At 43.8% G+C, this 24,062-nt stretch carries 22 protein-coding genes and 2 riboswitches; of the genes, 18 read left to right on the forward strand and 4 right to left on the reverse strand.

Going from position 1 to position 24,062, the window contains the following annotated elements; translation table 11 throughout:
- Positions 1 to 18: 18 nt before the first annotated feature.
- Positions 19 to 1,113 (reverse strand): glycine cleavage system aminomethyltransferase GcvT, encoded by a 1,095-nt coding sequence (gene gcvT, locus AC58UU_RS09325; RefSeq protein ID WP_497314970.1) that lies wholly within the window; start codon positions 1,111 to 1,113, stop codon positions 19 to 21.
- A gap of 104 nt (positions 1,114 to 1,217) precedes the next feature.
- A riboswitch (glycine riboswitch) is annotated at positions 1,218 to 1,325 on the reverse strand.
- 3 nt (positions 1,326 to 1,328) lie between these two features.
- Positions 1,329 to 1,425: riboswitch (glycine riboswitch) on the reverse strand.
- Positions 1,426 to 1,621: 196 nt separating this feature from the next.
- Between gcvT and gcvH the strand changes: the two genes are divergently transcribed.
- The 9 genes from gcvH (at position 1,622) to AC58UU_RS09370 (ending at position 7,455) form a co-directional block, all read left to right on the forward strand.
- Positions 1,622 to 2,011: a glycine cleavage system protein GcvH gene (gcvH, locus tag AC58UU_RS09330; protein WP_029199263.1), complete on the forward strand. Its 390-nt coding sequence runs from the start codon at positions 1,622 to 1,624 to the stop codon at positions 2,009 to 2,011.
- A 25-nt stretch (positions 2,012 to 2,036) separates the two neighbouring features.
- Positions 2,037 to 2,630, forward strand: a complete 594-nt coding sequence (locus tag AC58UU_RS09335) for a sulfite oxidase-like oxidoreductase (RefSeq protein ID WP_497314972.1) — start codon at positions 2,037 to 2,039, stop codon at positions 2,628 to 2,630.
- Positions 2,631 to 3,279: 649 nt separating this feature from the next.
- Positions 3,280 to 3,636: a YmaF family protein gene (locus AC58UU_RS09340; protein WP_497314974.1), complete on the forward strand. Its 357-nt coding sequence runs from the start codon at positions 3,280 to 3,282 to the stop codon at positions 3,634 to 3,636.
- A 143-nt stretch (positions 3,637 to 3,779) separates the two neighbouring features.
- Positions 3,780 to 4,187, forward strand: a complete 408-nt coding sequence (locus tag AC58UU_RS09345) for a DUF6855 family protein (protein ID WP_497314976.1) — start codon at positions 3,780 to 3,782, stop codon at positions 4,185 to 4,187.
- A gap of 134 nt (positions 4,188 to 4,321) precedes the next feature.
- Positions 4,322 to 4,870: a CBO0543 family protein gene (locus tag AC58UU_RS09350; RefSeq protein WP_497314978.1), complete on the forward strand. Its 549-nt coding sequence runs from the start codon at positions 4,322 to 4,324 to the stop codon at positions 4,868 to 4,870.
- Positions 4,871 to 4,987: 117 nt separating this feature from the next.
- Entirely contained in the window at positions 4,988 to 5,515 is a 528-nt protein-coding gene (locus AC58UU_RS09355) for a TetR/AcrR family transcriptional regulator (protein WP_497315545.1), read from the forward strand.
- 59 nt (positions 5,516 to 5,574) lie between these two features.
- Positions 5,575 to 6,447, forward strand: coding sequence for a proline iminopeptidase-family hydrolase (locus AC58UU_RS09360; RefSeq protein ID WP_497314980.1), 873 nt, complete (start codon positions 5,575 to 5,577; stop codon positions 6,445 to 6,447).
- A 134-nt stretch (positions 6,448 to 6,581) separates the two neighbouring features.
- Positions 6,582 to 6,803 carry a hypothetical protein gene (locus AC58UU_RS09365; RefSeq protein ID WP_497314982.1) on the forward strand — a complete coding sequence of 74 codons (222 nt, stop codon included), beginning with the start codon at positions 6,582 to 6,584 and terminating at the stop codon, positions 6,801 to 6,803.
- Positions 6,804 to 6,954: 151 nt separating this feature from the next.
- Positions 6,955 to 7,455: a DinB family protein gene (locus AC58UU_RS09370; RefSeq protein WP_497314984.1), complete on the forward strand. Its 501-nt coding sequence runs from the start codon at positions 6,955 to 6,957 to the stop codon at positions 7,453 to 7,455.
- A 56-nt stretch (positions 7,456 to 7,511) separates the two neighbouring features.
- Here the strand turns inward: AC58UU_RS09370 and AC58UU_RS09375 are convergent, their stop codons facing one another.
- Positions 7,512 to 7,943, reverse strand: coding sequence for a VOC family protein (locus tag AC58UU_RS09375; RefSeq protein WP_497314985.1), 432 nt, complete (start codon positions 7,941 to 7,943; stop codon positions 7,512 to 7,514).
- 153 nt (positions 7,944 to 8,096) lie between these two features.
- Here AC58UU_RS09375 and AC58UU_RS09380 point away from each other — a divergent pair, with 153 nt between their 5' ends.
- The 8 genes from AC58UU_RS09380 (at position 8,097) to AC58UU_RS09415 (ending at position 20,785) form a co-directional block, all read left to right on the forward strand.
- The gene (locus AC58UU_RS09380) at positions 8,097 to 10,004 is read left to right on the forward strand and encodes a sensor histidine kinase (protein WP_497314987.1); all 1,908 of its coding nucleotides are present in this window, start codon (positions 8,097 to 8,099) and stop codon (positions 10,002 to 10,004) included.
- Positions 9,982 to 11,613: a response regulator gene (locus AC58UU_RS09385; protein ID WP_497314989.1), complete on the forward strand. Its 1,632-nt coding sequence runs from the start codon at positions 9,982 to 9,984 to the stop codon at positions 11,611 to 11,613. The genes AC58UU_RS09380 and AC58UU_RS09385 overlap by 23 nt, the downstream gene beginning before the upstream one ends.
- Before the next feature lie 166 nt (positions 11,614 to 11,779).
- Complete coding sequence (locus tag AC58UU_RS09390; RefSeq protein WP_497314991.1) at positions 11,780 to 13,171, forward strand: ABC transporter substrate-binding protein; 1,392 nt, start codon at positions 11,780 to 11,782, stop codon at positions 13,169 to 13,171.
- A 79-nt stretch (positions 13,172 to 13,250) separates the two neighbouring features.
- Positions 13,251 to 14,147: a carbohydrate ABC transporter permease gene (locus tag AC58UU_RS09395; protein ID WP_464647453.1), complete on the forward strand. Its 897-nt coding sequence runs from the start codon at positions 13,251 to 13,253 to the stop codon at positions 14,145 to 14,147.
- Between the two features lie 17 nt (positions 14,148 to 14,164).
- The gene (locus tag AC58UU_RS09400) at positions 14,165 to 15,055 is read left to right on the forward strand and encodes a carbohydrate ABC transporter permease (RefSeq protein WP_497314994.1); all 891 of its coding nucleotides are present in this window, start codon (positions 14,165 to 14,167) and stop codon (positions 15,053 to 15,055) included.
- Positions 15,056 to 15,085: 30 nt separating this feature from the next.
- Positions 15,086 to 16,087: a glycoside hydrolase family 130 protein gene (locus AC58UU_RS09405; RefSeq protein WP_497314996.1), complete on the forward strand. Its 1,002-nt coding sequence runs from the start codon at positions 15,086 to 15,088 to the stop codon at positions 16,085 to 16,087.
- Positions 16,088 to 16,099: 12 nt separating this feature from the next.
- Positions 16,100 to 19,156: a glycosyl hydrolase gene (locus AC58UU_RS09410; protein ID WP_497314998.1), complete on the forward strand. Its 3,057-nt coding sequence runs from the start codon at positions 16,100 to 16,102 to the stop codon at positions 19,154 to 19,156.
- A gap of 294 nt (positions 19,157 to 19,450) precedes the next feature.
- Positions 19,451 to 20,785: a redoxin domain-containing protein gene (locus AC58UU_RS09415; RefSeq protein WP_497315000.1), complete on the forward strand. Its 1,335-nt coding sequence runs from the start codon at positions 19,451 to 19,453 to the stop codon at positions 20,783 to 20,785.
- 103 nt (positions 20,786 to 20,888) lie between these two features.
- Here the strand turns inward: AC58UU_RS09415 and AC58UU_RS09420 are convergent, their stop codons facing one another.
- Both AC58UU_RS09420 and AC58UU_RS09425 read right to left on the reverse strand, forming a co-directional pair.
- Positions 20,889 to 21,875 (reverse strand): Gfo/Idh/MocA family protein, encoded by a 987-nt coding sequence (locus AC58UU_RS09420; RefSeq protein WP_497315002.1) that lies wholly within the window; start codon positions 21,873 to 21,875, stop codon positions 20,889 to 20,891.
- Entirely contained in the window at positions 21,872 to 22,882 is a 1,011-nt protein-coding gene (locus AC58UU_RS09425; protein ID WP_497315004.1) for a Gfo/Idh/MocA family protein, read from the reverse strand. The genes AC58UU_RS09420 and AC58UU_RS09425 overlap by 4 nt, the downstream gene beginning before the upstream one ends.
- A gap of 140 nt (positions 22,883 to 23,022) precedes the next feature.
- On the opposite strand from AC58UU_RS09425, the gene AC58UU_RS09430 reads away from it, so the two are divergent.
- Positions 23,023 to 23,910, forward strand: a complete 888-nt coding sequence (locus AC58UU_RS09430) for a helix-turn-helix domain-containing protein (RefSeq protein WP_497315005.1) — start codon at positions 23,023 to 23,025, stop codon at positions 23,908 to 23,910.
- The last annotated feature ends 152 nt before the right edge of the window (positions 23,911 to 24,062 follow it).

Consider the following 24,062-nt stretch of genomic DNA (forward strand, 5'->3'; position numbering starts at 1 on the left):
TTTCTTGAGACGAATGGCTTACGGTTTTCTTTTGTAAAAAGGGGTGGCAACGACTTTAGCTTTGACCTGAGCCCCTCGAATTTCCACAAATAATTCCGTGCCCAGCGCACTGTAAGCGGAATCGATTAAAGCCAAGCCCACATTCGTTTTGAAGGTAGGAGATTGCGTCCCTGTTGTGACTTCACCGATCTGTGTACCATCCGTATTGAAAACGGCATAATGCGGACGCGGAATACCGCGTTCGACCATTTCGATGCCAACGAGCTTGCGAGGTGTACCGTTTGTCTTTTGACCAGCGATCACGTCACGACCTATGAAATCTCCCTTATCCAACTTCACAAAAAACGAAAGTCCGGCCTCTAACGGCGTAATATCCTTGGAAAGCTCTTGCCCGTAAAGCGGGAGACGAGCTTCAAAACGCAAGGTATCGCGAGCGCCTAAGCCAGCTGGTACGAGACCATGCTCTTGACCTGCTTCTATCAGCAACTTCCACAGCTTTACAGCATCTTTTTGATCCACATAGAGCTCAAAGCCATCTTCCCCTGTGTACCCGGTACGCGATAGGAGTGCTTTAATCCCAGCAACATCCGCCTCAGGAAGAAAGCGAAACGTTTTCAAAGATTGGATAGGCGCGTCTGTAAGTTTAGCTAAAATCAGTTCCGCATGCGGTCCCTGCAGCGCGAGCATTGCCGTTTCCTCAGAAATGTTGACTAAGTCCACACGACCTGTGAGATTCTGCTGCATCCATTCCACATCTTTATCGATGTTCGATGCATTGATCACCAGCATGTAGTTGTTATCACCTAGCTTGTAAACGAGAAGATCGTCTACAACGCCACCAGTCGGATAACACATAAGGCTATATTGGCATTGACCTGCTTCCAGCTTAGACACATCGTTCGTTGTTATTTTTTGCAGAAAAGGGAGGGCGTCTTCTCCGCTTACTCGGACTTCCCCCATATGGGACACGTCAAAAAGCCCGGCCTGCTGCCTAACGGCGTCGTGCTCTTTTTGAATACCGGCGAATTGCACGGGCAGCTCCCAGCCTCCAAAATCAATGACTCGCGCTCCATGCTCCGCATAAATCGGGAAGAGCGGTGTTCGTTTTAGCATGCTCGTAACCTCACCTTCGATTGTTGACATTGCTATTTTGCCCGAAATATAAGCCAGAAAATGCAAAAAAGAGCAAAAAGTATGCAACACAAACATACCTTTTGCCCTGTCCTTTTTACCTGAGAGTTACCTCGCGCGAACTTCATGTCCGTCAAGTTTCCCCTTGGGTGTCCGTTTTCCCGCTGTTCGCGGAAATTCGAAGCTCTCCAGAGTTGCGTCCGATACAGGTCCTTTTGCCTGAGAGATTCACCACTTGGGGCTTACTCCTTCGGCGCCGCGAGCTTGCCCTACGGTCTCTCCCTATACCATCATTCGCCAATATTCAATTTGTTTTATAGTATTATTATGTGCCCAAATTGGTGTGAATTGTCAACTGCAACTTTTGTAAAGTGAGACTTGCCGTCTTAGTCCTGCTGTGTTGGTAAAATTTACTGCGACCACCTTGACTTTGATGTTCCCATTAGATTAAGCTAAAAGCAAAATTTGCTGGTAAGCGAGGCGTTAATCGATGAGTGAAGTACAAGCCAATTTGTTTTACACCAAAGAGCATGAGTGGGTAGAGAAGCTGTCGGATACAGTGGTTCGCGTAGGCATTACTGATTTTGCCCAAGATCAATTGGGGGATATTGTGTTTGTGGAGCTTCCTAAAGTCGGAACATCCGTTACCGCGAATGAAAGCATTGGCAGTGTGGAATCGGTTAAAACGGTTTCGGATATTTTCTCGCCTGTTTCGGGCAAAGTAACTGCAGTAAATAGTTCACTGGAAGGTTCACCTGAGTTGGTGAACAGTGCACCATTCAGTGAGGGTTGGATGGTTGAAGTCGAAGTTACAGGTGCTGAAGCTTTGGAAGGCTTACTTACTCCAGCTGAATATGCATCTTACATCGGTAACGACTAGTAGTTTTTAGGATGGAGGTTTTCTCATGTTATTTGGGCAAAAGCCACAGGAGCAGAATGATCGTGTTCCCCCTGGCCAAACGCTGACACAAGGCTGGCCTGTGCTTCATTACGGGTCCGTGCCTTATTATAATGATATGAGCAAATGGAATCTGCGTGTCTTTGGCTTGGTTGAGGAGGAGTTCCAGATCTCATACAAAGACTTCATGGCTCTTCCGCGCAAAGAGTTTTCAAACGATATTCACTGCGTAACCACATGGTCCAAGCTGGACAATGTGTGGGAAGGCATTGCTGTTTCTGAGCTTATGAGCAAAGTGAAGCTGAAGCCAGAAGCAACCCATGTCATGCTGCATGCTGAGCATGGTTGGACGACGAATCTTCCGCTTGAGGACTTCCTCCGTGAAACGTCTTTTCTGGGCATCAGACACAATGGTGAACTGCTGACACCTGACCACGGGGCTCCGGTTCGCATGGTCGTGCCGCATCTTTACTTCTGGAAAAGCGCGAAGTGGCTGCGCGGCATCGAGTTTATGCCGAAGGATAAGCCGGGCTTTTGGGAGCGGAATGGGTACCATATGTATGGAGATCCCTTCCGTGAGCAAAGGTACGATTTTGATTAAAGAAATAAAGAAATCGATTAGATCGAAAATAATTTGCGGGTATGTTTGGGATATGTTAGAGTAAAAATAACAAAGAGACGGATTCGCGGTCCGTCTCCTGCACAACACTTGGGTGGAGACACTCCGAGTGAGATACCGGAATGAATAACCCCTACCCTACGGCGCTAACCTGAGTGGGGTTATTTTCTTTTCATATATGTCAACAGCGCGAGAATAAACATCCCGAACAGTATCAACTCATGAAATGAAAATGACATAGGCATTACCTCCTTTCTGGAGGATGCCGACCACCTAAGTTCAGTTGTACGAGGGTTATTATACCATTTGAAGTCTATCATCGATAGGCCATTTTCAGGAATTGGATTCTTTGAGATGCGTATGGGGATCCCTTCTGTGAGTAAAGGTACGGTTTCGATTAAATACTAAATGGCTATGGGGCTGCTGCTCAATTGTTGTACATTATGCAACAACGAAGGGAGAGAGGCGGGATCTAGGCAGCGATTGTTGCACATTTTACAACATCTTTTAATCGAGAATATGGATTCATTCATCCGGAAAGTCCGCAAAATAAATTATTACCCAGCACTTATATCTGTTTCCCTTAATAGGATGTTGTGATGTCACATCATCATAAGGAGGCATGCAGCGGATGCAGAAGAAAAAGGGTACAATAAAGAAAAAAACAACGCAATTAACCCAGAGGCACGTTCATGAATTTGAAGGTAGTACGAAACTGGCTGAAGAAGGCGCTGATCGACATAACCATCGCTTTGCTGGTGTTACAGGGCAAGCAATTCGGGTAGGAAAAAGTCATGTCCACGAAATTGATCTCTCGAAAACTGATTTCTTAAACCATTTTCATAATCTGAAAAAGATTAGAACGGGACCTGCTATTTCAGTTGGAAATGGCAAACACGTACATTTTGTTACAGGCCAAACCACATTAAATGACGGTCATGTGCACCAATTTAATTTCGCTACATTGATTCAAGCACCTCTTGTCTAATGAACAAATGTTTTAATATCTAAATGATTAGAGGCAGGTTGCTTTTGCAACTTGCCTCTTTGTGGTGCAGCACTATTTTGTAGGACGAGGTGTTATGTTATATTGTGTTCAGTGCAGTAATGATAACCCAAAGGAGAATTAAGATGTCAACTGTAATGGGAACCAAAGAAAATCCTTGGAAATTAAAAACGCCTCCTCAAACATCTGAATATGAAATGTACAAGGACGAAAAAGATGGAAAAGCGATTATCGTTTGCACGGTAGGTAAAACTGTTTTGCATTATGACTATCGTTGTGTGGATGACTTATATGCCATGCTCAAACAGCATGGTGACTGGATGGAATTAGGCAGTGCAGATGAGCAGAAACCTGCAAAAGAAGGCACAGTTGAAGCATGGGGCCGTTCACCAGAAAATCCGGTTGGTGGTTGGTATGGCTTGAAAAAAGGTTATCGTGGTCGATTTGGCATGTATGTACCTCCACTCATGGAGGAACTAGGACTTGCGGAAGTTGAACACAATCCAAGGAACAATCGTATGAGAGCCAAATAACTGGATTACTAATAAAATGGGGAACCAACTTAAGTTGGCTCTCCATTTTTGTGTAAGCCGAGAACTTATTTTTTTTCTAATTATGGAAATCATATTTAAATAATCAATTGTTTCTTTTGAAATGGAGTCATTAGATGGGGAAAGCAGTAGCTGTTGTTGCTCCGAATTTACCTTTAGTTTTTTCGTTTTTCTGCCTTATTGCTGCATGCCGTTTCGGGGATTGGCGAAATTGGAGGAAGTATTACTCGTCCATCATTTTTACCATATGTGTTAATTTTATGATAAGTATTTTAGTGTATAATCACTCCTTATGGTATTTTCATAAGGCTTTTTTAACGCCTAACCATACAGTAGCTGATTTTTTAATTGCAATTACCAACTTCCCAGCAATCGTATTACTGTATCTTTCACACTATCCAAGAAATACGCGATTGCTTAAGCAATTCGTTTATATTTCCGTTTGGGTCGGTTCTTTCGTGTTAATCGAAAGTATATTTCTTTATGTAAAGCTTTTGTCCTACCATAATGGTTGGAATTTCGGTTGGTCCATTCTCGTCTGGATTTTCATGTTTTTGGGGTTACGGTTGCATGATACAAAACCATTGTGGGCATGGCTGTTCTGTCTTGTGACTAGTGTGTTTTTGATTATATATTTTCAAATCCCGATTTCTACTATGAAGTAAAGCGATGATTGGCCTTACTCCCGAAATGAAATATTGCAAATTAACTTCCGATAAGTTAATATAAAAGTTAGTAATTGATCAATCACTAATGTGTATAACTTAAAGGTGGAATGAATGATGACAAAGAATTCTCCAACTTCAGTCAATCGGCGAGTAGATATTGTATCCGCGGCAATCGAAGTTTTTGCTGAAATCGGCTATTACCGTGCAACGACAGCAAAAGTTGCAGAACGCGCACAAATTTCTCAGCCTTATGTTTTCCGGTTTTTTTCAACGAAAGAAGCACTGCTGCAAGAAGCGCTCGAAGTGTCTTGGACACGAATTCTTGAGGCTTTCCGCGCGGTCATTGAGACCGTTGCTCCTGATCAGCTTGAGAAAGAACTGGTTGATGCTTATATTCATATTATGAAATCTTACCAAAATGAAACACTGCTGCAAATGCAAGCTCAAACGATTAAAGAGGATATGATCGCAGAGGTTATGCAGAAGGGATTTCGGGATGTTCACCAGGTGGTGCTAGAAGCTTTTAAGCGGTCAGGTTTTGAAAAACCTTATGAGAGAACCATGATTTTTCTTGCTAGAGGGATGTTGTGCAATATTTCAATGGCGCTGTCTGTTCCAGAATTAATGCTTGTGGATGAATAAGCTGATTCTGGCTTTTTATATGAATGGTAGTAATCAATCACTCACTGGAGGCAAGTATTTTGAAACAAATTGAAGGCTATATTGAGGTTCCTGGTGGACGGGTTTGGTATACGCGAATTGGTGATGGAAATAAAACGCCTCTAGTTGTCCTACACGGTGGACCTGGTAATACACATGATCCGCTAAAATCTGTTCTTCACGTCTTGGCTGACGAGAGACCTGTCATTTTCTATGATCAGCTTGGTTCTGGGAATTCAGATAGACCAACGGATCCATTATTGTGGAGAACGGAACGGTTTATAGATGAGTTAATAGCTATCAGGGAAGCACTCGATTTGAAAGAGGTTCATCTTTTGGGCCATTCGTGGGGAACCATGCTGGCAGCATCTTACTTAATAGACCGCAAGCCTTCGGGTGTCCGCAGCGTCATTTTATCAAGTCCATGTCTCAGTGCGGAGCGTTGGAAAAAAGACGCGGACCATTTCTTGGCTAATTTGCCCGAGGATGTTCAACTTACGATCACGCGTAATGAAGAACAAGGTACAACCGATTCAGCAGAGTATCAGACAGCCATGGAAGAATACTACAAGAGGCATGTGTGCAGATTGGACCCTCTGCCGTCAATCATCGCTGAGAGCCGTGCAAAAGCAAATAAGGATGTGTATATGACGATGTGGGGACCTTCTGAATTCAGTCCGCAAGGCAACCTGAAAACATACGATTGCACGCCTCAGCTTCATGAAATCCAAATCCCCACGCTCTTCGTTTGTGGACGTTATGATGAAGCGTCTCCAGAGTCGACTCAGTATTATCAATCTCTCGTCCCGGCATCTGAGCTCCAAGTCTTCGAACATAGTTCTCATGTGAGTTACTTAGAAGAAACCCATGAATATGTAAGGATTGTCCGAGGTTTTTTGAGTAAAATGGAGTGAGTTAGGAGCTTGAGGATTACTTCCACATATTGGATGAGCGTTCTGACTAAGAAGACGGTCATAAAGAGTTATATCGGTTCGAAGGCTATACGAGGATCAAACCATATTACTTACCATATAGGGGATAATACAACTTGCTTAGACTAAAGGCGATTCGTTTAAAGAAGAGAAATGTAGTGTGGCTCATCCCGGTATTGATTCTTGGAACTGGTGCTTTTCCAGATATTCTGGACAGCGGTTGGTGGAATGCGTTAGGCATTATTCTGTTTTTGATTATCATCTTTGTATGTGGTTGGGATTGGTTTCGAATGGATCAGGAACAACGCGAACGCGAACGCGAACGCGAACAAATGTGAACCGAAGATCAAGCGCTTTGACTGTATGAGAAAACCCCCTACATGGGGTTTTTATTAGTTATACCCTGACATAATGCTGTCAGGGTATTTGCTGTATGATTAAGGTAACACTTGAAATGACGTAAGAACAGTGAAAAAGGAGACGATATCTATGACTCATCCTGCACTACAAATGTACGATTACCACGTATGGGCGAACCAAACCATGCTGAATCGATTAAAAGAACTTCCACAGGACGTATACAATAAAGAGATTCAAAGCGTTTTTTCTACGATATCGAAGGCGATCGCTCATATTTACTTGGTGGATGCGTGCTGGTTAGACATTATTTCCGGTAAAAGCATGAAGGAAGCAATGGCCGATTCAGCCCAATTGACTGCTGGCGTGGAGACGAAAGGCATCGAGGAAATGGAGAAGATGTACGTCCAGATATCAGAACAGTTTAAGACGCTTTTGAACCAACAGGAAGATATGGAGAAGAGGATTATGCTCGATAATCCTTATACGAGACCGCGTGATACCAGCTTATCTGAAATGGTTCTGCAGGTCGTCAATCACGCAACCTATCACCGCGGTAATATTACGGCTATGCTGCGTCAAATGGGGCATGCATCCGTGATGACCGAGTATGCGCTTTATTGGTACTCCTAAACATAAAACGGCTCTGTCGCAGTGGATGCGAACAGGGCCGTTTTGAGCTAATAACCTTAATTCATAGATGTTCCTTCAGTGAAAATTTGGAAAGATACGCCGAACTTGTCGGTAACTTGTCCATACGCAGGGCTAAAATGAGTCTCTTGGAGCTCCATGATTACTCGACCGCCTTGCTTCAAAGCTTCATAAAACTGCTTTGATTTCTCCACGTCTTTTGCTGTAATACAGATGGTTACGTTTTCTCCCTTTTGAACGGTTTGGCCCGGAAATGTGTCGGATAGCATCAGGCTGGATTCACCAACTTGCAGCATCGCGTGTCCGACGAGTTCCATAGCTTCTGATGGTAAAGGAAAATCAGGGTTCGCTGGCATCTCACCGAAAGATTGAGAAAAAAGAACTTGTGCACCTAATGCTTTTTCGTAAAATTGAATAGCTTCCTTCGCATTGCCTTCCATTACTAGATAGGGGGTTAATCTTACTGTCATTATAAATGCCTCCTTGGATTTCATACTAAAATAGTTTACCTCTTATTATTACCATAATTCCGATGAAAAATAAAGAACATTTGTTCGTATATGAGGAATCGCATGTTTTCTTCTGCATATTGAAAAAGCTGCCCTCTATCATGATTTTCCCTCATGTCGAAAATAAGCGTACTATACTATAATAAAATAGATGAAGTCCGTATTCTCGTAACACGAAAGGTGATGGAGACACCCATGAACAAGTCTCGCATGTGGTCGCCAATTCAAAAAATATTCCATTCGTTCTCTTTAAAACAAAGAATATGGCTGACCTTTGTCGTTCTGATCACCTTGGGTCTGATGGCAACGGGCAGTATTGCATATTTGATAGCTTCCAAGGAGATTCAGCGTAATGCCATGCAGTCTAGTCAAGATACCGTTAATCAATCGGCGCAAATCGTGAATGAACGGTTGAAGAACATTGGTATTGCCATAAGAGCGTTGATGTTCAGTGATGCCTTCAAGCAATTAATGAAGGATGTACAAGCTAATGATAGATCTAGCTACTACAAGTCATTGACCTCATTGCAGTATGTCTTTTCCCAAGTGAAATTCAACGATTCGATGATTGATAGCATTCTGATCGCCACACCGATCGGGGATTTTTATCCAACCTCCAGTGTGCGGAACACGGCGAATTCATTTTATAAATCGGAGATGTATGAGCACTTCAAGCAATTGAATCGTGGTTTCTGGAGTCAAGGGCATGTCGATCCATTTTTTACAGGCAAGCAAAGGGTGATATCGCTCGTTACAGAAGGCGTAGGCGAGGACTCTTTTCTGGTTTATGAACCTACCAATGTATACGTCGTAGTAAATGTAAAAGAAGATGACCTGCGTGATCTCTTTATGGAAAACTTGACCAAGACAAATAAACAATATTATTTCATTGATTCCAAAGGAGAAGATGTGAATTACGCGGATAGGACGAGTAAAGACCATTTCATTCAAAAGCCCGCATTTTTTGAGCGATTGAGTGATCAAATGAAAGGCTCTTTTTTCTACACGAACGATAAAAAGGACTACTTAGTTAACTATTCGCGACTGGATGTAAAGGACGATTGGATGATTGTCAGTGTTCAAGCGAAGGATGATTTATTGGCCAAGTTAAATGGGATTAAAAGAGCAACCACTTATGTGATTATCGGCTTTATTATATTATCCCTTTTCATAACGAATAATTTAACCTATCTACTTTTAAAACCGCTGTATAGACTTCAAAAGCTGATGAAGCGAGTGGAAGAGAATGATCTTTCGGTTCGTTTTGAAAGCGTTTATAAGGATGAGGTATCCCAGGTAGGATTTCGTTTTAACCGGATGCTGGATGAAATTAAGCAGTTGATCGAAGACGTGAAGAACCGTGAGCGTGATAAACGGAAGGCTGAAATTAAGGCACTGTCGGCCCAGATGGATCCTCATTTTTTCTATAATACGTTGAATACCATTTACTGTAAATCGGTTTTGGGCGAAAACGACGACGTGAACGAAATGATCCTGGCTCTATCGCAAATGTTCCAATTAAGCCTTAGCGGCGGGCGCGATCTGATTACACTGGGTGATGAATTGGAGCATGTTCGTCAATATTTGGCCATTCAGCAAAGGTCCTATGAGAATTTGTTCGTATGCGAATTCAAGGTGGAGCCGGAGCTGCTCACATGCTTGGTACCTAAGATTATGATTCAACCGCTAGTTGAAAACTGTATTTTACACGGATTTAAAGATATGACTTCGGGTGGGGACATTCTGATTAGCGCTCATGCCGAAGGGGACTGGCTGCATATAACGGTGGAAGACAATGGGCATGGACTAGTACCTGAGAAGCTCCTTCAGGGCATTGTTCACCCGACAACATCCAAGCATGGCTACGCGCTGCGCAATATTTATACCCGTTTACAGCTTTACTTCGGCGATAAACAGCGAATGGAGATCACCAATAACGACTTAGGTGGAGCACGAATTGAATTATGGATCCCTAGCTATGAAGGAGAGGAGGATTTCCATGAACATGAACCGACTGGTTAAATTATGTGTCGTTGATGATATCCGAAGCGTTGTGGACATGATTACGAAGAAGATCCCGTGGCATGATCATGGCATCGAAATCGTGGGAAGCGCAACCAATGGTGAGGAAGGGTTGTCTGTCATTCGTGAAAGCTTGCCGGATCTTATTCTAACCGATATTCGGATGCCTAAGATGGACGGATTAGAGATGACACGCAGTATATTAGAGGTGCTGCCTAACAGCAAGGTCATTATTTTAAGTGCTTATACGGATTTTGATTATGCACAAAAAGCCATTCAATATGGCGCGCTTGATTATGTGAAAAAACCATTCTCTATTGAGCAAATCGTGAAAGCTGTCGTGAAAGCCAAAGAAGTGTGGGAGCAGGAAAATCTTAGCCGTACGCACGTGCTTGGGCTTCAGAAGAAGATCAAAGAAAGTATGCCAGCCCTGCGGCAGGAATACTTATCTCTGCTCGTCCATCATCAAACCAGTGAAGCGGAATTAGCTAGATTATCAGACTTCCTGGACATTAATGAATTGAATCCTCCCTTTGTGGTGATGACGATCCAGATTGATCAGTTCACGGACAAGTACGGCGAGGTCCCTGTTAAGGAACTTGAGCTTGCGCGGTTCTCTCTGCAAAATATCGTGGAGGAAACGATTTCCTTCTACACGACGGCTGTCGTTTTCAGGGAAGCGTTTAATCGGTATATTTGCATTTTGAATATGGAGTCAGATGAGCCTCTGGTTGAAATTGCGGATCACTGCTGTGCAAATATCGCGAGACACACCAAGTTCACTATTTCAATTGGCATTGGTCAAAGAGTGAGTGCGGTACAAGAGCTTCCGAAAAGCTATCAACAGTCGTTAAGTGCATTGTCTTATCACTTCTATACAGGCGGCAATGGTGCGTTCAGTTACAACGCTGATTCGCCAGATCTCCCCGTGGAGTGGATTTATACCGAGGATAGCGAGAATGAGTTTCTGTTCGCTTTCCGTTCAGGTAATCTGGATAAATGTGTGGAATGGGCGATGGGCATTTTCAACGAGATGGGCAAGGCGTCTGTGTTGCCTGAGCCGGGCGTCGTCGAACGTTTGCTGCAAGGACTCGTGTTACGGATGCTGCGAGTTCTTTTGGAAAAGTTTCCCCGGGCGAGCATGGTTGATTTCGAGTCGAAAGTCCATGAAATTAGAGGTGAGAGCGGTGCGGATCTGCAAGAGTATCGAGAATGGTTCGTTCAATTGTGCGATATGGGCTGCCGCATGATTAATCAGGAGCGAGCAAGCGAGTCGCAGAAAATCATCTACCGCTCTGCGGAGTACATCAAATCGAATCTCCATTTGGATTTGACCTTGGAGCATTGCGCGAAGCAGGCTAACCTAAGCTGGGGTTACTATTCGAATTTGTTCAAGAAGGTAACCGGAACTGCCTTTCAGCAGTTCGTTACCATAGCGAAGATAGAACGGGCCAAATCAATGCTCATTGAAGACTACCAAGTGCAAGAAATCGCGCAGCAGCTCGGCTATGAGCATAGGCGATATTTCAGTGAAGTTTTCAAGAAGCAGACAGGCCTTACGCCGACTGAATTTAAAGATATGTCACTGGGCAAGTCCTCGAAGCCGTGAGGGCTTGCCTTTTTTTTTACGGGATGGGGTAAAATGTAGAAATATCTGCCCTTGTTCATGAGTTGACCTCATTATCAGAATGAACGAATTCTTTTAGTATAAAAGTGTAAACAAAAGTAATTCCAGAACGATACAAAGTGTTCGCAAACAAAAGGGAGGATTACAAATGGTAAAAAGAATTGGGACGGTCACATTAAGCGTTTTACTGGCAGGCAGTTTGGCAGCATGCGGCAGCAACAATGCGGCAACTAGCCCGGCAGCATCCACCAAGCCATCTGAACAACCCGCTAGCGCAGCTCCTGTGAAGAAAGATAAGACCAAGCTCGCTTATTGGACGGGTGACCGTCATGATATGGATTACATTAAAGGTGTTGTGCAGAAATTTAACGAAACGAACGGCGAGAACATTGAAGTCGAAATGGTTGTGAAGACGGAAGATTTCAACCAAGCGATCGATTTGGCATTCGCTTCTGGTCAGGCACCTGATATTATCCGCGTGAAGGAAAATACGATCCAACCTTTTGCGCAAAAAGGATATTTGAAGCCAATTGATTCTTACCTAACTGATGCGCTCAAGAAAAAATTCCCGATCATTGATGATTTCAACCGGATTGATGGGAAAATGTACAGCCTTCCGAACTATGGTTCAACACTGAGACTTGTTTACAATAAAGAGCTTTTCGCCAAAGCGGGGATTGCTGCTCCTCCGAAAACATTGAAAGAAATGGTCGAGGATGCGAAGAAAATTACGGCGGTAGGCAAAGCATCCGGCTCTTATGGTTTTGCGCAAAACTTCAAAAGCCCAGAAAGCGCACTTGGTCGATCAGCAAGGGTTATTGCTGAAGCGAGCGGTTACGGCGGACTTGGCTTTGATTTCAAAACAGCAAAGTTTGATTTCACAGGATTCAAAGAAATCATTTCATCATTCAAACAAATGGTAGATGACGGAAGTACGCTGCCAGGTATGGAATCGCTGGATATTGACCCGCTGCGTGCGCAATTCGCAGAAGGCAAAATCGGGATGTACATCTCATTCTCATCGGAACCAGGCGTGTATGCGAATCAGTTCCCGGCCAAAATCGAATGGGCAGCCGCACCGGTTCCAACGATCGATGGTACGATTAAAGGCGCTACCTCCTTCTTGGGCGGGCAATGGTTAGCCATTAGCAACACAACCAAAAATGCAGACCAAGCTTGGAAGTTCATGCAGTTCATGTATACGGACGAAGTCTTGAAAACGTACCATGAAAAAGGCTTCGGACTATCCATGGTGCCATCTGTTTCTTCCGTAGCTAAGAAGCCGGAAATCAAAGGTATTGATGGCTTCCTTCCGGTTGGAAACGACGGCACGTGGCCGCTGCAACCTACCGTTACAGTTGAAGGTATGAAAAAAGATGATGCATTTTTCAAATACATGATCAGTGGTGGGAACTTGGATCAAATTATTCAAGATCTGAATAAGCGCTACAATGATGCTCTCGATAAAGCCGTAGCTAAAGGTACAGTGAAGGTGCAGCCAAATCCAAGCTTCGATCCGATGAAGCTGATGATGAAATAATAGCTATTGATACGGCGAGAGTGGAGTGAATAGCTCCACTCTCGCTCTCTAAGTATAGATATTACAGGAGGGGAACGGGATGAACAGGACACGCCAGATCGGGTTTTCATATTTATTTTTATTTCCAAGTTTTCTGCTGACCATGGTGCTGGGCGTCTATCCGATTGCTTGGGCTATCCGATATATGTTTTATGACTACAAGGGGTTCGGGGAAGCGTCATTTATTGGGTTTGATAATTTCAGGAGGCTTTGGCAGGACACGGAGTATTGGCACTCTGTCTTGAATACATTCATTTATGCAGGCGGTAAGTTAATCATTACCTTGCCATTATGCTTGGTGCTAGCCGTTATTCTGAATCAAAAGCTGCGCGGTCGCAATTGGCTGAGAGCCATCTATTTCATGCCGACGATTATTAGTTCATCTGTCATGGCTGTCGTATTTTTCATTATTTTCAACTCCTATAACGGCATTCTCAATCAATATTTGTTGAAGTTTCACATCATCTCCGAAAGAATCGATTGGCTCGGTCCCAAACACGCCCTGTTTACGACGATCATCATCGCTGTATGGGGTGCGGTAGGCAATTACATGCTGCTGTTCCTTGCCGGTCTTCAAAATATCCCGAACGATGTGTATGAAAGCTCGTCGCTGGACGGCGCAAATAAATGGCAGCAATTCTGGTACTTAACTATTCCTATGTTAGGGCCTGTGCTGCAGATTGTGATCATGCTGGCGATTATTAATTCGCTTAAAGGGTACGAGAGCATTATGGTGTTGACCGAAGGAGGCCCGGTTGGAAAGACGGAAGTGATGTATTTGTACGTGTATAAACTATTCTTTCCGACACCATCAGGGACACTTGTGGACCAACAATTCGGCTACGGAAGTGCCGTTGGATTCGTTACAGCCGTCATTGTAGGCATCATCACACTAGCTTATCATGCGATGTCTAGACGTCTGAACAAACTTCAATAAGGGAGGATGCTGGGAAAATGGAAGTTACAGAAACGTTATCGAATGTACGGATAAATAAACAAACCCAGCCATTTTCATTTACGAAAATAGGCGGAAGAGTACTGCTGTGGATCTTTTTACTAGTAACAGCCTTACTGATTGTGTTTCCTATTGTTGTTACTTTTCTTGGCTCCTTCATGTCTAATATCGAGATTACGAAAGGTGGAAATATTTTCCCATCCTCCTGGCAATTCGTGAATTACAAAGAAGCCTGGGTGCAAGCCAACTTCGCTCGGTTTACATGGAACAGTCTCTTTCTAAGTGGAGCAACAACGATCGGAACGCTAATCGTAGCATCGATGGCCGCTTATGTGGTTGACCGGATTAAATTCCCCGGTAAAGCCATTTTCGTCGCAATTCAAGCATCTACTATGTTCATATCGATTGGTGCCGTTGTTATCCGGCCACAATTTGAGCTTATGGTCAAGCTCCACTTGCACACAAATTTATGGGGTGTCGTCCTCATTCTGGTGAGTGGCCACGCTTATATTTTCTTTATTTTACTGAGCTTTTTACAAGGTATTTCCCGGGAATTAGATGAGGCTGCGCGTATAGACGGCTGCTCAAACGGAGGGATATTTTGGCGAATTATTTTACCTTTGATGCGCCCAGGATTGGGTGTAGGGGCTTTGTTTACGTTTTGCGGAGCTTGGAATGAATATTTACGCCCGTTAGTGTTTACGATGACCAATCCCAAGCTGCAAACATTAACCGTTGGATTATCCTATCTCCGGTATGGGGCATCGGCTGCGGTTCAAACGCATTATATGCTGGCAGGAGCTTGTTTATCGATCTTACCGCTGCTCGTCGTGTATATGATCGCGAATAAATCGTTTATGCAAATGACGGCCGGTTCACTGAAAGGCTAGAATACAAATATCATTTGGAGGTTGTCTACTATGGTTTTACCTGTACCTGGAATTTTAAAGTCGAGTCCATTCATTCATCGTCATCCTGCTAATCCGATTTTGGACGCTGATAGGGTTCCTTACCCTACTGCACTTGTATTTAACGCGGGTGTTACCAAATTTAACGGCCAATATGTCATGGTATTCCGCAATGATTATGGTTCTAGAAGCGAACAAACACTTGAGCCTCATTCCACAACGGATCTCGGGATTGCGTACAGTCGTGATGGGATCCACTGGGAGGCTGGACCGAAGCCTTGCTTCAGGATGAATGATGGAGAAATTATTCGGGCTTATGACCCTCGATTGACGGTTATGGACGGTCGATGCTACATGTGCTTTGCTGTGGATACGCAGCATGGTATTCGAGGCGGTATCGCAGTTACCGATGACTTAGAAAACTTCGAAGTGCTCAGTTTATCGACGCCGGATCTTCGCAATATGGTGCTGTTCCCGGAGAAAATCGGCGGCAAATACGTTCGTTTGGAAAGGCCCTTTACCGTATACAGCCGTGGGGGAGCAGACCGATTTGACACATGGATCTCAGACTCTCCGGATTTGAAATATTGGGGTAATTCCGATCTCCTGCTGGCGGTTGAGCACGTTCCCTTCGCCAATGATAAAATCGGGCCCGCCGCTCCTCCTATAAAGACAGACAAAGGCTGGCTGACCACGTTTCATGCGGTGGATATCGATCCTGCAAGAGGGAAGAACGGCTGGGAACCTACTTGGAAAAAAAGGTATACAGCAGGTCTCATGCTGCTCGATCTCCACAATCCAAAAAAGGTAATCGGCATGTATCAAGAGCCCTTGCTTGCACCAGAAGCCAGCTATGAGATCGATGGCGGATTCCGTAACGATGTCATTTTCCCTGGAGGCATGATTTTGGAACCATCGGGTGAAGTGAAAATCTATTATGGCGCTGCTGATGCAGTGGTCTGTTTGGCTACTGCACATGTAGATGATTTAGTTCAGTTATGTTTGAAAGCATGAGGTGAAGGTAAGATGACGATTTGGGATCAACTTCATAATCCTCCCATCCAATATCGCTCAGTGCCGCTATGGTCATGGAATGATGAATTGGAAACGGAGGAGTTGGAACGACAGATCGAGGAGATGCATAAAGCCGGGATAGGTGGATTTTTTATGCATGCCAGAGGAGGACTCCTTACTCCGTATATGGGTGAGGAGTGGATGTCAGCTGTTCGGACTTGTATCGAGAAAAGCAAAGAGCTCGGTATGACCCCATGGTTATACGATGAAAATGGATGGCCGAGCGGCTTCGCAGATGGTAAAGTTCCAGCAATGGGGATCGCTTACCAGCAAAAAAGACTGGCATATGAGCATGCCCCTTTTCAGAGCCCGGCTGAGAGAACGATCGGTTTCTATGCCAAATCAGAACATGGTTATCGTTTATTATCAGCAGCAGATGAGAGCAGCGCAGATTTAAGATTTTTCTATGAAGTAAATCCATATTATATTGATACGCTAAGTATAGAAACCGTTCGTGCTTTCATTGAAACGACCTACGAGGCTTATTGGGAACGCTTCGGCGGAGAGTTTGGAGACGATCTGAAAGGTGTGTTTACGGACGAACCGCAGTTTGCTCGCGGGCAGTTGCCTTGGTCGTTTGATTTGGAGCAAGCTTTTGAGTCCAGATATGGCTATGACCTGAAGGAAGCTCTTCCCGCTTTGTTTATGAATGTGGAAGGCTGCAGTAAAGCAAGATATGACTACTGGGAATGCGTAACCACGATGTTCACTCAAAGCTATGCGAAACAAATTGGGGATTGGTGTAATAGCAAGGGATGGTCAGCAACAGGTCACGTTGTAGATGAACAAGTGCTCATGCATCAAGTGACTTCAGTCGGGGATCCGATGGCTTTTTATGAGTATTTGCAAATTCCGGGTTGTGATTGGTTAGGCAGGTTTATTAGCGAAGAGCCAATTGTTCCCAAACAGGTAGGTTCAGTAGCCCATCAACTTGGGAAAAAGCAGACTATTACGGAAAGCTTCGGGTGTTCAGGCTGGAATGTCAGCTTTGAGGATCTTAAGCGAATAGGCGAGTGGCAATTTGTCCACGGTATTAATTTGATGTGTCAGCATTTGCAGGGATATACCTTAAGAGGCTTACGAAAACGTGATTATCCGCCTTCTCTATTTTATCAGCAGCCTTGGTGGGAGGATTATAAAGGTTTTAATGATTACTTCGCGAGGTTATCGATGCTGCTTTCAGAAGGAACTCGTCAGACCGAAGTATTGCTTCTGCACCCGATCCGGTCTGCTTGGGTTCAACAATTTGGTGAGGATTCTTCAGAAATCGAATCTTATCATAAGGCTTTTACCCAGCTTTCGCGCCAAATGTGCCAAACCTTCGTTGAGCATGATTACGGCAGTGAAAGCATTATTGAACGTCACGGTAATGTGAGTGGCGGCAACTTTGTTATCGGCGAAGCAGCCTATCGAGTTGTAATCATTCCGCCAAGTGTAACGTTAAACCGCGTTACGGTTGATTTGTTGAAGCAATTCGTCCTTCAAGGCGGCTGCCTTGTTGCATTTGCGCCATTTCCGACGCTTATTAATGGACAACTGGATAAGGAGTTAGATCAGCTAATTGAGAGCGCGCTCAAACCCGAATGGAAGTCTAAAGCGCTGCTAAACGCCTTGTCAAGCACCGTATCCCCGTCAATCCGCATGTTGGATCGTACGGGAGAAGCTATAACCGAGGATACAATGAATGTTCAGACATTAGCATTGGGCGGCGCAATCATCCACTACTTAGTAAATTCCGGAAAGGAACGCTATGAGTCCATACAGGTAGAGTTGTTCCGAAAAGGAAGAGTATCCGTAATTGATCTGGAAACAGGAAAGGTTACACCTATCGAACAGGAAGATACCGATTGTGGCGTACGCATTCCATTGACCATTCATCCGGGACAGTCCTATGTCGTGAAGATTAAGCCTGAAGAAGAAGTGCTGAGTGAAGAGAGGTTTGATATAAATAGAACGACTTCTCGGCAGCCAGAATCGAAAATCATGTTAGATCATATTTGGAAGATTTCAAAAATAGAGGAAAACAGTTTAACGCTGGATACATGCCGTTTACGTGTTGAAGATGGAGATTGGTCAGGACCACTGCCCGTGGTTTTCATTCAAGAGCTGCTTTTAGCTTTTGGTCGACCTGTTCATATCGAACTGGAGTTCGAATTCCAGATTGCGTTTGATGTTGATCTTTCGCGCGAAGTATATGTGGTCTTGGAGAAGCCGGAAGATATCAAAATCGAATTGAACGGGCGACCAGTTGAATCAATAAGCTCTGGCTGGTGGCGAGACATTTCTTTCCAAAAAGTTGATATTAGTGGAATGTTCGTACCAGGAATAAATCGAATTTGCCTTCAATCTTATTTCTACAACTCTTCTCAGACTTACGCAGCAATTGAGCATGCGCGACAGTTTGAATCGGAAGGAAATAAGCTGACGTTCGAAACAGAAATCGAAAATATCTACATCATTGGGTGTTTTGGTGTAGAGTCAAGTTCGCCGTACCTGGATGGTGAGCGTCAAGCGGTTCATACGATGGGTCCGTTTGTCCTTACGGAGCTGCCTGTTTCCGTGCATACTGGGGATCTCGTCAGTCAAGGATTTCCCTTCTATAGCGGTAAAATTCATGTGCAACAAAAGGTAAACATCGATAGAAACGATTGGATGGAGGCGAAATGGAGTTTTTCCACACCACCAGATACCATTGTCAGTCGGTTGTTTATTAACGGTCAAGAGGTTCGAACGTTCCTCTGGGAGCCTTATGAGGCAGACATCACTTCATTCCTGCGTCAGGGCGATAATTGGATCGAGGTAGAAATGGCAAACAGCTGTCGAAATCTGCTAGGTCCACATCATCACATAAAAGGCGAGCTCTATAAGGTAGGACCTGACAGCTTTAAAGACAAGCCCGGTTGGACAGATAAAGATATAGACAAGAATACGTCTATTTACACGGATCGATACACGTTCGTTCGATTCGGTTTAAATGATTCGCCGTATATTGAATTGAAATTAAAATAAGAGTAAAGCTTAGTGACTCATAAATCACGCGAAAGCTGAAGGGAGGTGATACTAATCAACAATGTGTTAACGCTAACCCGAGTGATACGAATCGATATCGGATGGCTTTTGCAGAAGTAGAGCTTTATTGATAGAACAATGAAATGACCCGCTAAGGCTGTTGGCCTATAAGTGGGTCATTTTTTGTCGGATTATTAAACTTTTTGTCCAAAATAAGGTAGCAATCCCTCTGGTTTTCAGCTAGACTGAAGGAAGCTATTTACGAATATCATGTTAAATTGGGGTGGCGGCAGCATGGCTAAAAAAGGTTTATCTATAGGGAAAAAGGCAGCACCATTTCGACTAGATTCTACACAAGGTATTAAGGGACTAGAAGATTTCAAGGGCAAGCCGTTAGTTATTATTTTCTTGCGTGGAACATGGTGCCACAATTGCCAGAAACAGATGCCGGAGTTAAATGAGTATTATGAACGATTTTTGGAAAAGGGCGTAAATCTCATTGCTATCGCTGGACAAAAGCTAGCCAACATCAAAGATTATGTAAACGCGAATGGCATCAAATTCCCCATTCTTTCGGACGAAACGAGAGAGGTCATAAAGTCTTATGAAGTTTTCACACCAATTAAATGGGACTCATTCCGAATTGCGATTCCAAGTACTTATATTATTGATGAACATCAAACCATTCGCTATTCCTATATTGGTGAGAACCAAGCGGATCGACCATCTGCGAAGGAGATTTTAGAAGTGATAGATACCCTTTCTATTGTTTCTGATCAGGATAGCTCGATTCAAGAGGAGCTTCCGGTTTTCTTAGCGAATATGAAGTCCACCCTTCAACACGTGAATACTTCTGCTGCCTATGTGACGAAGAGTATAGAAAACAATTTACATAATATTGAGGGACTTAAGAAAGCTTCTCTAGGTAACTATGAGCAGTTAGAGGAGTTTGTGAGCGTATATGAGAAAAAGGCTGAGGAATTAAACCAATATAGTCATCAGCTGAACACAACATCCGATGAATTCACGGATATTCAGCAGTTGAATCAACAATTAAGTCATAACATTCAAACGACACGCGGATTGATGGATGAGTTAATTAGTATGACCCTTGTCGTTAATGAGATGAGTGAGGTTATCTCCAAAATTTCCCGACAAACCAAAATTCTAGCTCTAAATGCATCCATTGAAGCTGCTCGTGCAGGTGAGCATGGCAAAGGCTTCGCCGTTGTCGCCCAGGAAGTTAGCAAACTGGCTCATGGAACGGAGGAGTCGGCAGGTAACATTACAGCGCAGCTGCAAGCGATTGATGAGAAAATTAATGAAAGCTTTTCGTCTTTCTCTACGTTTGAAGAAACGATGGATACGGTTAGAGAGCGAATTTCCGTAAACTCAGCCCATATCCTTACGATATCGGATGGAGTTAAAGTGATTGCTAATGACACGCTGCAGCTAGGTACCGAACTGAACTACATCAAGGATAGCCAGCACCAAGCGCAAATTGATCTGAGTAAAATTGGGGAAGTTGAAACGACGATAAATAGTGAAGTAAGTGAGATCTTACAGGATATGCACTATCATGTGGATCAATTGAATGCTTTGGATGAGAGAACGAAAAAGACGAAATAATGTTCTCGAGAATAACTGAAAACACCTTTTCAACTACGCATTCTAGCGTATGTGAAAAGGTGTTTTTTGTTAGGGCTTGAAAGTTATAGGCAATATTTACGCCTTATAACAAAACGGGTTGTCCCAGTTCCACGGATTTGTAACCCGCTAAAGCGACAACGGTTGAACGTAATCCATCTTCCCCGGTGATCGGCACCTGTTCACCATTCAGCAGCGCATGAACGAATGATCTCACCAAGTAATCATCCATGGAGTCACCCCAGAAATTCCATACGCCTTTTCCATTTTCCATACTATATAGCTCATTTTTTTGAGCAAAACCATCGATGGAAATGGTTCCTTTCGTACCGATGATCGTCATCGTTACGTCTCCCCAGGTAGGGAATGACGCGTTCCGTGACCAGCTTGTATCTAAGACGCCAAACACCCCATTGCCAAACTTGACATGAATCATACCGGTATCATCGATTTCTAAATTATCGTTAAATAAAGTAGCCGAATAGGCGTATACTTCTTTCACTTCTGATTTGGTAATCCAATTCATCAAGTCCATGACGTGTACGGTATGATCCAACAAAGCTCCGCCACCGGATAACTCCGATTGTAGGAACCAACCTGAAGGAAGCGAACCGCGATTTGTGCCCTTAATGGCTATGATATCGCCGATCTCTCCCTGTTCGACCGCTTCCTTTGCTTTAATAACCGAAGCTAAATACCGGCATGGAAACGCAGTCATAAGCTGAACCCCGTTTTCCTTACAAGCGGAAATCATGGCTTCCATTTCGGAGACGGAAAGGCCAAGCGGCTTTTCACAAAGCACATGCTTGCCGGATCTAGCTGCCGCTATCGTTATCTCTGCGTGACGGGCATTTTCCGAGCAAATGACAACGGCGTCAAGATCTGTGGCGAGCAAATCCTCATAATTTTCATAATAGGGCAGTCCATAATTGGTCGATACTTCTTCTACGCGGCTTTTGATCTCGTCAGCGATGCCGGTGATTTCGACATTCGACATAGCCCTGAGCGAATTCAAATAAGAGTATGCATGGCCGTGCGCAAAACTGATCATACCTACTTTTAATTTCTTCATGCTGTCTCCTCCCCGAGCTTTGAGCTTTGCTGCAGCCCCACAGACTTCCCTGTCCGTACCGATTCCAGCGCAGCCATGGTAATTTCTAGCGCTTTATAAGCATCGTTAGCCGTTACGATGGATTCGCTTCCATCTCGAATGCATTGAATGAAATGAGCTATCTCCAAGTCATAGGGGCTAGAGAATCCTGGGCTTTGCGGAACTTCGGCGAAACGTCTGTCATCTGAATTGGAAGGGGCTTTGCAGATTTGCAGAGAACTGCTTTTTTGGCTGTCACTGCGTATGATACCTTTGCTTCCTGCAATTTCCACGGCAGTTTGGAAGGGTCCATGATATCCCCAAAATGCTTCCAGATTGGCAACTGCCCCGTTCTCAAAAAGAAGAGTGACCAGCGCGTAGTCGATGTCATTTACACGTTGATTCAAGCCATATACCGACTTAACTTCACCGATCGCCCAGCGAAAAAAGTCAATATCGTGTATCATGAGATCGGCAATGACGCCGCCGCTTTTATCCATATCGTAGAACCAAGGTCTGAGCTTCCCAGGATGTGAGCCTATCCGTTTGGCATGAGCTACGCCGACTCGGCCCAACTTCCCCTCATCGATGGCTTGTTTCATTTGCACATATTCGGGGAAAAAACGAACAACGTGTCCGACGAAAAGGCGAACGCCATTTTGTTCGCAGCATTGGATCATAGTTTCTGCATCTTCTAAATTAAGCGCAAGTGGTTTTTCACAAATCACATGTTTACCGGCTTCTGCTGCTTTCAACGTATATTCTTTATGTAAGAAGCTTGGCAATGTCACACTGACGACATCGAAATCAGTCTCTTCCAGCATGGCTTCAAAGGAAGCAAACGCACGTGCCCCTGTTTTCGCGGAAAGTTCTTGCGCTAGCTTGAAATCCGTATCGCAGACGCCAACCAGCTCCACATCCGGCATGTTAACGTAACTGAGGGCGTGTACATTTCCCATCCCCCCGCAACCAATAATGGCTACTTTCATGCAAACTCACTCCTCACTTTGATGTATAATTAATTCTAACTAAGTTATATCATATGCGTATTACTGGTTACCGTATATGCGGACATTTATTCTTTTTATATCCATATTAGTGCTGATTGAAAGTGCGGTGATTGAAATTTATGGAAATTTTTAAAGAGCCGATCCCCTATCAAAACGCGTCGTTATGTATGAAGGTGTGGAGATTTACCCAGTCGGGAAAAGAACAGAAAGACGTGAATCCTTGGCATTACCATAAAGAGGTTGAGTTCATTTTGGTTGAAGAAGGGACTCACGAAATTCAGACACCTAATCACGTCTACTTGCTTAATGCCGGGGATGTGGTGGTTATCGGTTCTTCCCAATTGCACAGAGGTCGAAAAATCGGCGATAAGGATCTCGTCTACATCGTGCTGCACATAGACCTGCAGCCTTATTTCGATCCGGCTATGATGATGTATTACCGACATTTTTTAGAAATACTTCATCCTTTAGAAGAACTGAATTACATTTTTCGGGAAAACGAAAAGGTGAAGAAGGAAATTGGCATGATTATCACGGATACACATAGTGAGGTTATGGGGAAAAATAAAGGCTATGAGATCGCAGTTAGCATGCATATCAAGCATCTGCTCTTGATGCTGCTTCGCCATGACAACCGGGAGTTGTTAACGACGCATGTCAATGTGGATGCCGATGCTGATATCATTCGGTCGCTTGTAGCTTTTGTGGACGACCATTTGACAGAAAAAATAGACATGGGAGCGGTGAGCCAAATCGCCGGTATGAGTTACTCCTACTTCTCGAAATATTTCAAAAAAAAGATGGGATCATCGTTTACCGATTACGTTAATCAAAAGCGTATTTCTAAAGCGGAACGACTGCTCGTTACCGAAACCCGTAGTGTTGGCGAAATTGCCGAGTCTGTTGGGATAGAGAATATGGCCCATTTCTATGAGTTGTTTAAACGATTCAACGGATGTACACCTAAACAATATCTTCGCAAAATGAGTGTGGACAGCCAAATCTAATAAGTCCATGGTTATAAAAAAAGGTTGACAACGACTAGAAATTGTTTGAGTATTTATATAAAACAAACCTGAAACAAATTAGAAATTATGAGTTTTTAAGTATTTTTAGTTTAATAATGAACCAGAATGTAACCAGATGATATCAGATCGCA

The sequence above is a fragment of the Paenibacillus sp. JT22N1 genome (assembly GCF_059692155.1).

Excerpts from the sequence above, each read along its gene's own strand:
- AC58UU_RS09410 (WP_497314998.1), top strand. The coding sequence starts at position 16,100 with ATGACGATTTGGGATCAACTTCATAATCCTCCCATCCAATATCGCTCA.
- AC58UU_RS09420 (WP_497315002.1), bottom strand. The coding sequence starts at position 21,875 with ATGAAGAAATTAAAAGTAGGTATGATCAGTTTTGCGCACGGCCATGCA.
- AC58UU_RS09385 (WP_497314989.1), top strand. The coding sequence starts at position 9,982 with ATGAACATGAACCGACTGGTTAAATTATGTGTCGTTGATGATATCCGA.
- AC58UU_RS09355 (WP_497315545.1), top strand. The coding sequence starts at position 4,988 with ATGACAAAGAATTCTCCAACTTCAGTCAATCGGCGAGTAGATATTGTA.
- AC58UU_RS09335 (WP_497314972.1), top strand. The coding sequence starts at position 2,037 with ATGTTATTTGGGCAAAAGCCACAGGAGCAGAATGATCGTGTTCCCCCT.
- AC58UU_RS09375 (WP_497314985.1), bottom strand. The coding sequence starts at position 7,943 with ATGACAGTAAGATTAACCCCCTATCTAGTAATGGAAGGCAATGCGAAG.
- AC58UU_RS09390 (WP_497314991.1), top strand. The coding sequence starts at position 11,780 with ATGGTAAAAAGAATTGGGACGGTCACATTAAGCGTTTTACTGGCAGGC.
- gcvH (WP_029199263.1), top strand. The coding sequence starts at position 1,622 with ATGAGTGAAGTACAAGCCAATTTGTTTTACACCAAAGAGCATGAGTGG.
- AC58UU_RS09340 (WP_497314974.1), top strand. The coding sequence starts at position 3,280 with ATGCAGAAGAAAAAGGGTACAATAAAGAAAAAAACAACGCAATTAACC.
- AC58UU_RS09405 (WP_497314996.1), top strand. The coding sequence starts at position 15,086 with ATGGTTTTACCTGTACCTGGAATTTTAAAGTCGAGTCCATTCATTCAT.
- AC58UU_RS09400 (WP_497314994.1), top strand. The coding sequence starts at position 14,165 with ATGGAAGTTACAGAAACGTTATCGAATGTACGGATAAATAAACAAACC.
- AC58UU_RS09380 (WP_497314987.1), top strand. The coding sequence starts at position 8,097 with ATGTCGAAAATAAGCGTACTATACTATAATAAAATAGATGAAGTCCGT.
- AC58UU_RS09430 (WP_497315005.1), top strand. The coding sequence starts at position 23,023 with ATGGAAATTTTTAAAGAGCCGATCCCCTATCAAAACGCGTCGTTATGT.
- AC58UU_RS09370 (WP_497314984.1), top strand. The coding sequence starts at position 6,955 with ATGACTCATCCTGCACTACAAATGTACGATTACCACGTATGGGCGAAC.
- AC58UU_RS09415 (WP_497315000.1), top strand. The coding sequence starts at position 19,451 with ATGGCTAAAAAAGGTTTATCTATAGGGAAAAAGGCAGCACCATTTCGA.
- AC58UU_RS09350 (WP_497314978.1), top strand. The coding sequence starts at position 4,322 with ATGGGGAAAGCAGTAGCTGTTGTTGCTCCGAATTTACCTTTAGTTTTT.
- AC58UU_RS09425 (WP_497315004.1), bottom strand. The coding sequence starts at position 22,882 with ATGAAAGTAGCCATTATTGGTTGCGGGGGGATGGGAAATGTACACGCC.
- gcvT (WP_497314970.1), bottom strand. The coding sequence starts at position 1,113 with ATGCTAAAACGAACACCGCTCTTCCCGATTTATGCGGAGCATGGAGCG.
- AC58UU_RS09395 (WP_464647453.1), top strand. The coding sequence starts at position 13,251 with ATGAACAGGACACGCCAGATCGGGTTTTCATATTTATTTTTATTTCCA.
- AC58UU_RS09345 (WP_497314976.1), top strand. The coding sequence starts at position 3,780 with ATGTCAACTGTAATGGGAACCAAAGAAAATCCTTGGAAATTAAAAACG.